Below are 10,935 nucleotides of genomic sequence, written 5' to 3' on the forward strand. Positions count from 1 at the left end.
AGCGTAGGGGTGTGAGCCGCATCTCAGAGGTGTGCAAAGTGACCTATAGTCATTGGTCATGAGACGCAATGCACCAGCCATCAGTGCCCCCGCCGATGATTCGGCCCCTCAGCTGGATGCAGTGACATTGGGACAGTTCCTGGCCGCGCTGCCTCCGGCGGTGGCCGTGGTGCACGATGCCGGCAACGGCCACACTCCCCTGCGCTGGGTGGAACCGAGCGAGCTGGAAGATCCCACGCCGTACCTGCTGGACGGGGAGTTTGTACTGACCGCCGGCCTGCCTTTCCGCGGCGGCAGCCATGAAAGGAACGACGGCGGCGGCACCGCAGGCAGTGACCGCGGCAGGAGCCGCGCCAGCGGGGCCGACGCCTACGTCCGCCGGCTTGTCGCTGCCGGGGTTGCGGCACTGGGCTTCGGCCTGGAACCTTACTACGATGCTGTGCCCGGCGATCTTGTGGCCGCGTGCCGGGAGCATGGTCTCACCCTTGTCGAAGTGCCCGCCAGCATCCCGTTCGCCGCCCTGGGGCTCGAGTTCTCCAAGCTGCTGGAATCCGGCAACGCCCAGGTATTCAGGCAGTTGGCAGAAACCAACCGGCACCTGATGCGGGCCGTCCTTTCGGCCCGGCCCGAGCATGAGCTGCTGGCGGCCCTGACCCAGCGGGTTCCGGTGTGGGCTGTCCTGGCCGGAGCCGACGGGAGGGCGCGCGCCCGGGCGGGTGCCGCCGTCGAACTTTCCGCACTCCAGCCCCTGCTCAAGAGGCTCCTGGCGGGAAGCGGCCCGCGCGTGGAAACAGAGGCATTCGATATACCCGGCTCGGCGCTGGTGTTCGGCCATCCCCTGCGGAGCAGCAGGGACGCAACGCTCGGCGGCCTGGTGCTGGGCGCGGACAAGCCGCTCACCCCCGCCCAGAACAACGTGGTCTCCTCTGTGGTTGGCCTGTTGGAACTCCTTGTCCGGCAGCGGACCAGCGGTTCGCTGGCGCCGAGCCAGCTGGCCACCGCCTTGCTGCTGCATCCCGAAAGCCTGGCCGGGGGCAACGGCAGGGAGCTGAACGCCATGAGGGATCTGTTGGCGCAGAGCGTTTCCGGAACCCGGACCGGGCCGGTCCGGGTGGTGCAGGGCATCCGGACCGATCCGGCAGCTGCCGCCGACGGTCCGGTCCGGGAGCTGCTCCAGTGGCGGCGGCTGTTCGACACGAAGATGGTGGAGCTGACGGGGTACGGATTCGCGGCGGTCACGCGGCTGAAGGTGGATGAGCAGCTGCTGGCGGAGGTGGAGCAGCTGGGCTGGCGGCTCGTGGTCGGCCAGCCCACGGAACTTCCTGGCCTTGCCGCGGCCTACCGCAATGCCACGGCGCTGCGCCCCAGGGTCTCGGCTACCGGCAAGTCTGTACGGGAAGAGGAACTGACGTGGTCCGTCACTGGCTTGCTGGGCGGCGATGCCGGCGCCATGCTGGCCGCCCGGCTCCTGGCACCGGTCATGGACCAGGAGCCCGACCGTCGGGACTCCCAGCTCCAGGTCCTCCGGTCCTGGCTGGCCGCCAACGGTAACTGGGACGCCACGGCAAAGGATCTGGGCCTGCACCGGAACAGCGTCCGCCGCCAGATCAACGCCCTGGCGGAGCTCCTGGACATGGACCTGGGGCAGGCGTCAGCCCGCGCCGAGTTGTGGATTGCCCTGCAGTTTGTCGATGCCGCAGCGCCTGCGGAGGAGATGGCGGGCGGCGGTCAGGCGTCCCAGGACCGGTAGAGGTCCGGGCGGCGCTCGGCCAGGTACGGCACGGTGGTCCGCTCACGCCGGGCGGCATCCGGGTCCACCTCGGCGAAGAGCAGTTCAGGCCCTTCCCCGGCTGCGGCCAGCAGCTTCCCGTCCGGACCAGCGATCACGCTGCCGCCCAGGAAACGGCAGTCATCCTCAATGCCGGCGTGGTTGGCGTAGGCGATGGTCAGCTGGCTTTCGAGTGCCCTGGCCCGCAGCAGCACCTGGGGAACGTCGTCGAATCCGTGGGCCAGGGCCGTGGGGACCAGCAGCAGTTCGGCGCCGCCGGCAGCCGCGGCACGCACGGCTTCGGGAAACTCCACGTCGTAACAGATCACCATGGACGTCGGTATGCCATGGAAGTGCACGACGGCGGGGCGTTCCGTTGCCGGGGTAAAGGCCGCCCTTTCATCCGGGCCAAACAGGTGGACCTTGCCGTAGCTGAGCAGGCTACTGCCATCGGCGTCCAGAAGGGTGGCGCTGATTTGCCAGTCCCCCTCAGGGGTGATGCGGGGAAGGCTGTACACCACTGCGATGCTGTTTCGGCGGGCGATGTCCGCGAGCTGTTCGTGAAGCGCCGGCAGGAGCGCCGGATCCAGCCCGGCCCGGACGCGGCGCGGAGCGTATCCCACCGGGAAGAGCTCCGGGGTTACCAGGACCTCAGCGCCGGCCGCTGACGCGGAGTGGGCAGCGGCGTCAATGACGGAACAATTGGCTTCGGGATCAAGGACCGCGGCGTTCGCCTGCAGGAGTGCCAGCAGCACTGCTACCACCTTCCGTCGTTGGGGCGGCCCCTCGCCGGGGCCTTACAACCAGCGTAGCCAGCAGGCGCGATGCTTTCCGGGGCCATTTGCACCTCGCACCCCGGGTAACTGGCCACATCATCCCGACGTCCGTCACCAGCCCTGGAACGCCTTATGCGTTAACTTCTTGACTCCAAGGTGAGCGATAGGGCAATCTTCTTAGCATGTCCGCAACCCCGCGCTCAACGAGGAGCAAGCCGAAAAATCCCGGTTCACAATCCGCCTTGCGGCAGCTGAACCAGCAACGGATTATCGAGACCCTCATGGGCGGACCCTCCACCCAGGCCGAGCTGGCCAGGCAGACGGGACTCTCCACCGCCACCGTCTCCAACATCGTCAAAATCATGCTGGATTCCGGACTGGCCTCCACCGAACCGATCACCAGCTCGGGCCGGAGGGCACTCAACGTCAGGCTTAACAGCAACGGTGCGGTGGCTGTGGGAATCGACTTCGGCCGGCGCCACCTCCGGGTGGTGCTGGCTTCCCTTAGCTACCACGTCATTGCGGAGGAATCCGTCATGCTCCCCCTCGGCCACCAGGCGGAAGAGGGCATCCAGGCGTCGGTGGTCCTGCTGGACAAACTGCTGCGCGAAAGTGGCATCGACCGGTCGGCCGTGGTGGGTGCCGGCGTCGGAATTCCCGGGCCGATCGACAGGCGGACGGGGACGGTTGCGCAGGGTGCCATCCTTCCTGAGTGGGTGGGGATCAACATCCTCCAGTACCTTGAGGAAACCTTGAGAATCCCCGTGTTTATTGACAACGACGCCAACCTGGGCGCGTGGTCCGAGGTGACCTGGGGGCAGCACACCGGGGTCAGCAACCTGCTGTTCCTGAAGATCGGATCAGGCATCGGTGCGGGCCTGATCCTCAACGGCGCCCCCTACTACGGGAACGTCGGCATCACCGGTGAAATCGGCCATGCAACCATCCATGAACAGGGCCTCGTGTGCCGGTGTGGCAACCGCGGCTGCCTGGAAACCATCGCCTCCACCACCACCATGATCGAACTCCTCAGCCGCGGCGAGGACCGGCCGCTCACGCCTGCGGACATCGTCAGGAAAGCCCTCAACCGGGACCCTGCCACGCTCCGCGTCGTGGACGACGCAGGCCTCTCTGTCGGCCGCGCCCTGGGCAACGTGGCCAACCTCATCAACCCTGAAGTGATCGTGGTGGGAGGACCGCTGGCCGGGCTGGGCGACCTCCTGCTGGAACCCATTCGGCGCGGCCTGGTCAGGCATGCCGTCCCCGTCATCGGGGAGACCACAACACTCACCATGTCCTCCCTGGGAGACCGTGCGGAGGCCCTGGGCGCCGCGGCCCTGGTCTTCCAGCACGCCGGGATCCGGAAGACCTAGACCGTTTCGTTATCCAGCAATTGCGTTAAAGACTTGACGACAACTGCTGTGATCCAGTTTACTTTTGGATCAGACGGCCCTGCGCTTTGCCGGCCGGACAAAGAAGTCATTGCATTGGAGGGTTAGGGCATATGGCGTCCCAGACCACGCAAACGGAACCGATCATCCTGGAGATGCGGTCCATCACCAAGGAATTCCCCGGCGTCAAAGCGTTGGACAACGTGAGCCTGCGGGTGAAGGCGGGCGAGATCCACGCGATCTGCGGCGAGAACGGTGCCGGCAAGTCCACCCTGATGAAGGTTCTTTCCGGCGTGTACCCGTACGGAAGCTACGACGGCGACATCGTCTACCAGAACCAGGTGCAGCAGTTCCGGGATATCAGGGCCAGCGAACACGCCGGCATCGTGATCATCCACCAGGAACTGGCGCTGATCCCGGAACTCTCCATCATGGAGAACATCTTCCTGGGCAACGAACCCACCAAGCGGGGTGTCATCAACTGGGCCGAAGCCCGCCTGCGGTCCCTTGACCTGCTGGCCCGCGTGGGCCTCCGTGAGGACCCGGACACCCCCATCAAGGAAATCGGCGTCGGCAAGCAGCAGCTGGTCGAAATCGCCAAGGCCCTGAACAAGTCCGTGAAAATCCTCATCCTGGACGAGCCCACCGCCGCGCTGAACGAATCCGATTCCCAGCACCTGCTGGACCTGATGCTCGGCCTAAAGGCCAAGGGCATTACGTCCATCATCATTTCGCACAAGCTCAACGAGATCGAGCAGATCGCCGACTCCATCACCATCATCCGGGACGGCAAGTCCATCGAGACGCTGAACGTGAAGGCTGACGGGGTGGACGAGGACCGGATCATCAAGGGCATGGTGGGCCGCACACTGGAATCGCGCTTCCCGGACCACACGCCCAAGATCGGCGAAGTCTTCTTCGAGGTCAAGGACTGGACCGTGGCCCACCCCAACGTCCAGGACCGGCTGGTCTGCAAAAACTCCAGCTTCTTCGTGCGCCGTGGTGAAATTGTCGGCTTCGCAGGGCTCATGGGCGCCGGCCGCACCGAACTGGCCCGGTCAGTCTTCGGCCGTTCCTACGGCCGTTTCATCAACGGCCATATCTACAAGGACGGCAAGGAAATCAGCCTCAAGTCGGTCCGCCAGGCCATCGACGCCGGCCTCGGTTACGTTACCGAGGACCGCAAGTCCCTGGGACTGAACCTTCTGGACGACATCAAGACCACCACCGTGGCGGCCAACCTGCGGAAGATCAGCCGCAATTCGGTGGTGGACCCGAACCAGGAATTCACGGTGGCGGAGCAGTACCGCAAGTCGCTCCGGACCAAGACCCCCTCGGTTGAGGAAGGCGTGGCCAAGCTCTCCGGCGGCAACCAGCAAAAGGTGGTCCTCGCCAAATGGATGTTCACGGACCCCGACCTGCTGATCCTGGACGAGCCGACCCGCGGCATCGACGTCGGTGCCAAGTACGAGATCTACGGCATCATCCAGCAGCTCGCCAACCAGGGCAAGGGAGTGATCGTCATCTCCTCGGAGCTCCCCGAACTCCTGGGCCTCTCGGACCGCATCTACACGATCTTCGAAGGCGCCGTTACCGGTGTCCTGACCAAAGAAGAGGCCAGCCAGGAAAGCCTAATGAAACTGATGACCTCTGCCCGCAAAGCCGAAGCCGCCTGACCCTCTGGATCACTCCAGAACCTTCCGGACACAAGGACTGACACCATGAACGCCCTCAAAAAGCTGTTTGGCGGCAACACCCGCCAATTCGGCATGATCTTCGCCCTGGTTGCACTGATCATCTTCTTCCAGATCGCCACCGACGGCCGGACCCTCACACCCGGCAACGTCATCAACCTCTTCAACGGCAACTCCTACATCCTGATCCTGGCCATCGGCATGGTCCTGGTGATTATCGCCGGGCACATCGACCTCTCCGTGGGTTCCGTGGCCGCGTTCGTGGGGGTAACCGTTGCCCTGGCCATCCGCGACTGGGGCATCCCCTGGTACGCGGGCGTCCTGCTGGGGCTGTTGCTTGGTGCGCTGATCGGAGCCTGGCAAGGCTGGTGGACGGCGTACGTGGGAATCCCGGCCTTCATCGTGACGCTGGCCGGCATGCTCCTGTTCCGCGGCTTCAACCAGTTCGTGGGCAAGTCCAACACCATCCCGGTCCCCAACGACTTCCAGTACCTGGGCGCCGGTTACCTCCCCGAGGTGGGACCCGACACCGGATTCAACAACCTCACGCTCCTGCTGGGCATCGCCGCCACCGCATTTGTCGTTGTCGGCGAACTCCGCTCCCGGGCACGTGCCAAGGCTCTCGGTGCCGAAGTCCCCGAAATGTGGGTGACTGCCCTCAAGCTGGTCCTGATCGGCGGCGCCATCCTCTACGCCACATACCTGTTCGCCACCGGCCGCCCGGGCACCTCTTTCCCCATCCCCGGCCTCATCCTCGCCGTCCTGGTTTTGGTCTACGGCTTCATCTCCTCCCGCACCATCCTCGGCCGCCACGTCTACGCCGTCGGCGGCAACCGCCACGCGGCCGAACTCTCCGGCGTCCAGTCCAAAAAAGTCAACTTCCTGGTCATGATGAACATGTCCATCCTGGCCGGCCTCGCTGGCATGATCTTCGTCGGCCGGTCCACCGCATCAGGCCCGTTCGACGGCGTCGGCTGGGAACTGGACGCCATCGCCGCAGTCTTCATCGGTGGCGCAGCCGTCACCGGCGGCGTGGGCACCGTAGTGGGGTCCATCATCGGTGGCCTGGTGATGGCTGTGCTGAACAACGGCCTGCAGCTCCTCGGCATCGGCGCCGACCTCACCCAGATCATCAAGGGCCTCGTCCTCCTGATCGCCGTCGCCTTCGACGTCTACAACAAGAGCCAAGGCAAAAAGTCGCTCATCGGCATGCTGATGAAGAACATCGGCGGCGGCCGTGCCGGCGGCGGACCCAGCAACCCGCTTCAGCCCGACGAGACCACCTCCACCAAGGAAGCCATCGCCAGGGAAGCCTGAGCTGTGCAGCCTGAACAGCGTTACACCACTACAGAGAAAGAGAACCAACAATGAGAATGTCTGGTAAAGCAGGAAAGGCAGCAGCGGTAGCTGCCATCGCAGCACTGGCGCTGACGGGCTGCGGCCGCTCCGAGCCCACCACGGGTGGCGGGACCGAAGGCGCCGGCGGGTTCGAACAGGACGCCGCCATCGCCGTCGCACTTCCCCAGAAGACCAGTGAAAACTGGGTCCTCGCCGAAAAGCTGTTCAATGACGGCCTCAGCGATGCCGGGTTCAAGCCTGACGTCCAGTTCGCCAATGCCGGCGTTTCCGAGCAGCAGAACCAGATCAGCGCCATGATCACGAAGAACCCCAAGGTCCTCATCGTGGGCGCTGTCGACGGCACCCAGCTCGGCACGCAGCTGAAGCAGGCCAAGGATGCCGGCGCCACCATCATCGCGTACGACCGCCTGCTGCTGAACACCGAGAACGTGGACTACTACGTGGCCTACGACAACTTCAAGGTGGGCGAACTCCAGGGCCAGGCGCTGCTGGAAGGCCTGCAGGCCAAGAAGCCGAACGGCCCGTACAACATTGAACTGTTCGCCGGTTCCCCCGACGATGCCAATGCCAAGGTCTTCTTTGATGGCGCAATGAGCGTCCTGAAGCCGAAGATTGACGATGGCACCCTCAAGGTTCTCTCCGGCCAGACCAGCTTCGAGCAGGCTGTCACCCAGGCCTGGAAGGGCGAGAACGCCCAGCGCCGCGCCGACACCCTGCTCAGCGGCAACTACACCACAGAATCCCTGGACGGCGTCCTGTCACCCAATGATCTCCTGGCCCGCTCGATCCTGACGTCCGTCAAGGCCGCCGGCAAGCCGACCCCTGTGATCACCGGTCAGGACTCCGAAGTAGAGTCGGTCAAGTCGATCCTGGCTGGCGAGCAGTACTCCACAATCAACAAGGACACCCGCAAGCTCGTTGAGCACGCCATCACCATGGCGAAGGACCTCCAGGCCGGCAAGGAACTGGAAATCAACGACAAGGATTCCTACAACAATGGAGTCAAGACAGTCCCGGCCTACCTGCTGGAGCCCGTCATCGTTACCTCCGCGAACGTGAAGACTGCCTACACGGACGATCCGGTACTCGGCCCGATCACTAAGTAAGTAAGCACCTGTATTCCGGAAAAACCCGGTCCTCCGTCTCGGAGGGCCGGGTTTTTCACATTGGAACCCTCTCTCACCTTCCGCAACCCATCCCCCAACGCTGTCTCACCTTTCGCAGGAAATTCCCGATCCCTCTCTCAATGCAGTGAGAGGATGGGCATCATGAGTGCCCCCATCGCCAAACCGTGGCTGTCCAGCCAGTCCGACCCGGATCCACGTTCCGCCACCGGCAAGACATTGCGGTGGGGTGTCATCGCCACTGGCGGCATCGCCCGTTCCGTCGCCCAGGACCTGGCATTGCTGGCCGACGCAGAGCTGTACGCCGTCAGTTCCCGCGCACAGGACACCGCGGACGCTTTTGCCGTTGCCTACGACTTTTCCAAGGCGTACGGGGACGACGGCGGCCTGCGCGGCTACCAGCGGCTGCTCGCCGATGAGGCGGTGGACATTGTCTACGTGGCGACTCCCCATGCGCAGCACCATGAGATAGTCCTCGCCGCACTGAACGCCGGCAAGCACGTTCTCTGCGAGAAGGCCTTCACCATCAACGCGCGCGAAGCCGGCGAACTCATCGACGTCGCCCGGAGCCGGAAACTCTTCCTGATGGAAGCGGTCTGGAGCCGTTTCCTGCCTAGTATGCAGCGTGCGTTCGACATTGCTGCATCCGGCGAACTCGGCGACATCCATTGGGTCAGCGCCGACCTCGGCTTCCCTGCACCGTACTCCCCCACCTCCAGGCTTTGGGCCAGGCAGGACGGCGGCGGAGCGCTGCTCGATATCGCCGTCTACCCGCTGCTGTGGGCGCTCGGAACCCTTGGCTTCCCGCAAACCGTCAGCGCCACCGGGTTCCTGAACGACGACGGCGTCGACGCCCAGAACGCCATGACCCTGGGTTACAACCACGGAGCCCAGGTCCAGCTCACCTCGTCGCTGCTGTCCCACGGCCCGCGCATCGCCACTGTCGCGGGAAGCCTCGGCTTCCTGCAGAGCGTGGGATCCATCAACAACCCTCGCGAACTTACCGTCGCAAAGGGGTGGGACGAACGCCGGACGGAAGCATTCGACGTGGTGGGCAAGGGGTACACCTACGAACTTCGCGAGGTCACGCGGTGCATTCAGCAGGGCCTGACCGAGAGTCCTGTCATGCCCCTGGAAGATTCGCTGAACACCATGCGTCTCTTTGACGGCGTCCGTGCCCAACTCGGAGTGACTTACCCCAACGACAGCCACGGAAGATAGTTGAGCATGGAGTTTCCGTGCCATCGGGGTCAATAACATGACATCCGGAACCAGTAATGATGGTGGATGGCTTCTGCCATTACCGTTTTTGTCGAATTGTTTTAGTTCGCTCTAGACTTCCTGCAACATCCAGTCTTACGCTGTAGACGTCGTCGAATAGACCAGTACTGGGGGTGGTACGCATGGGTGAAGCTCGCTCCCCGTGGCGTGTCCTCAGGCCAGTACTCCTTGCCGGGGCGGCTGCAGTCAGCTGGCTGACACTTTCGTCCACAGCTGCCTCTGCAGACGCCCTTTCGGATACAACGTCGCTTTTGGGCGGTGTGTCCAGTTCAGTCTCTTCCGTTGCGGACAAGGTGGCCACCCCGGTGCCCGTGTTGCCTGCTCCGGCTCCTGTTTCGACGGTGTCCGCGCCGCTTCCCGCACCCGCGCCGAAGGCCGGGCTGCTTCAACCTGTGGTGGCCCCCGTCGCGAGGCTCGCCGACAACCTCGTGTCCTCCGTTCCGGTAGTGAGCCATGTGGTTCCGGCCGGAACGGTTTCTGCTGTTTCTGCTCCCATCGCTGAAGTTGCTGATGGAGCCAGCACAGCAGTGGTTGAAGTGGTGCTTCCCCCGGTTTCAGAGGCCGTTCCGGTCCTGGAGCCGGTTCTGGAACCAGTTGCCGATCTTGTGACAGGCACGTCACCGCTGCCCGTTCGGGTTCCTGATCTCCCCGGGACGGCCATTGATGACGAGCTTCCCCAGGTTGCAGCTGATGCCCCTGTACTTGGTGCGGTCGCGGCAACCGTCAGTGAATCAGTGGAAGAACCAGCTCCTGCAGGGAGCGCGTCCACGGATGCATCCGGTGTTCCCAGCGCTCCGGCCACAGCTGTTGGCGTGGCTTACCTCGCCGGCACTTCCGTACTTCCATGGACTGAGCTGACTGGAGCTGGCCAGGCTGCAGAGCAGCCGGGCACTGCCGACCATGCGCCCGTGCCTGCACAAAACCCGGCTGTTCCCGGCTCCGGTTCGAACAGCGGCGCGTCCTCTTCGACGTCCTCAGGTTCAGCGGCGTGGCTGACCCCCTTTAGCTTTGACCTTCCCTTCAACGGCCTTGTCCAGGCCGGCGAAGCAACTGAGCATGCCCCCTCACCGGTGTCGTACGACCCCGGTTCCTCTCCTGACTAGTTGAGTCCCGTCTGCCCTTCTGTTGGCAGAACGTGGCCCTATGGGCAGCTGACAAGCGCCCGACTTCAACTTTTCAGGAGACATCATCATGAGTTCCAACCTTCACAGGGGGCTGCTTGGCACCCTCTTTGCCGGCGGGCTTTTGGCCTTCGGCTGCACCGCGGCAAATGCCGCGGATACCACCAGCGGATCGGATCTTTCCGCATCTGCCCTGATCTCGGCGGCGGCGTCCGCGGATACGACGTCGTTGGGCCTGCTGGGTGACCCAACGCCGTCCGATTCCACGGGCGTCGCCGCCGTAGCCACCGTCGACCTCGGCCTCGGCAACGCTGGGACCACCACGTCGGAAGCACCCGCAACCGACCTCACCGTCGCAGCAGACGCCATCGTGGACCTCGGCACCAACCAAGCCACCAGCCCCGACCTCGCTGCAGCAGCC

The 10,935-nt window shown here is 64.2% G+C and carries 8 protein-coding genes and 1 pseudogene; 8 read left to right on the forward strand and 1 reads right to left on the reverse strand.

Translation table 11 applies throughout. The annotated features are described in order from the left end of the window. Positions 1-58 precede the first annotated feature (58 nt). Positions 59-1,750 carry a PucR family transcriptional regulator gene (locus ACZ9BC_RS22090; RefSeq protein WP_476247828.1) on the forward strand — a complete coding sequence of 564 codons (1,692 nt, stop codon included), beginning with the start codon at positions 59-61 and terminating at the stop codon, positions 1,748-1,750. Here ACZ9BC_RS22090 and ACZ9BC_RS22095 read toward each other — a convergent pair. After that, a complete protein-coding gene (locus ACZ9BC_RS22095) occupies positions 1,729-2,523 on the reverse strand; it encodes a nitrilase-related carbon-nitrogen hydrolase (protein WP_476247829.1) in 795 nt (264 codons plus the stop codon). The two genes, ACZ9BC_RS22090 and ACZ9BC_RS22095, sit on opposite strands and share 22 nt — an antisense overlap. 203 nt (positions 2,524-2,726) lie before the next feature. On the opposite strand from ACZ9BC_RS22095, the gene ACZ9BC_RS22100 reads away from it, so the two are divergent. The 7 genes and pseudogenes from ACZ9BC_RS22100 to ACZ9BC_RS22130 form a co-directional block, all read left to right on the forward strand. Beyond that, complete coding sequence (locus tag ACZ9BC_RS22100) at positions 2,727-3,917, forward strand: ROK family transcriptional regulator (RefSeq protein WP_079595751.1); 1,191 nt, start codon at positions 2,727-2,729, stop codon at positions 3,915-3,917. Positions 3,918-4,048: 131 nt separating this feature from the next. Then, on the forward strand, positions 4,049-5,611 hold the full coding sequence (gene mmsA, locus ACZ9BC_RS22105) for a multiple monosaccharide ABC transporter ATP-binding protein (protein WP_476247830.1): 1,563 nt from the start codon (positions 4,049-4,051) through the stop codon (positions 5,609-5,611). A gap of 45 nt (positions 5,612-5,656) precedes the next feature. After that, on the forward strand, positions 5,657-6,946 hold the full coding sequence (mmsB, locus tag ACZ9BC_RS22110) for a multiple monosaccharide ABC transporter permease (protein WP_115524412.1): 1,290 nt from the start codon (positions 5,657-5,659) through the stop codon (positions 6,944-6,946). Positions 6,947-6,996: 50 nt separating this feature from the next. After that, a complete protein-coding gene (locus ACZ9BC_RS22115) occupies positions 6,997-8,094 on the forward strand; it encodes a substrate-binding domain-containing protein (protein ID WP_476247831.1) in 1,098 nt (365 codons plus the stop codon). A 162-nt stretch (positions 8,095-8,256) separates the two neighbouring features. Continuing rightward, positions 8,257-9,333, forward strand: coding sequence for a Gfo/Idh/MocA family protein (locus ACZ9BC_RS22120; RefSeq protein WP_476247832.1), 1,077 nt, complete (start codon positions 8,257-8,259; stop codon positions 9,331-9,333). A gap of 320 nt (positions 9,334-9,653) precedes the next feature. Then, positions 9,654-10,496 carry a hypothetical protein gene (locus ACZ9BC_RS22125; protein ID WP_476247833.1) on the forward strand — a complete coding sequence of 281 codons (843 nt, stop codon included), beginning with the start codon at positions 9,654-9,656 and terminating at the stop codon, positions 10,494-10,496. Between the two features lie 88 nt (positions 10,497-10,584). Next, positions 10,585-10,935, forward strand: a pseudogene (locus ACZ9BC_RS22130) (DUF320 domain-containing protein); the annotation flags it as partial.

Source organism: Pseudarthrobacter sp. TE3704 (genome assembly GCF_056279405.1).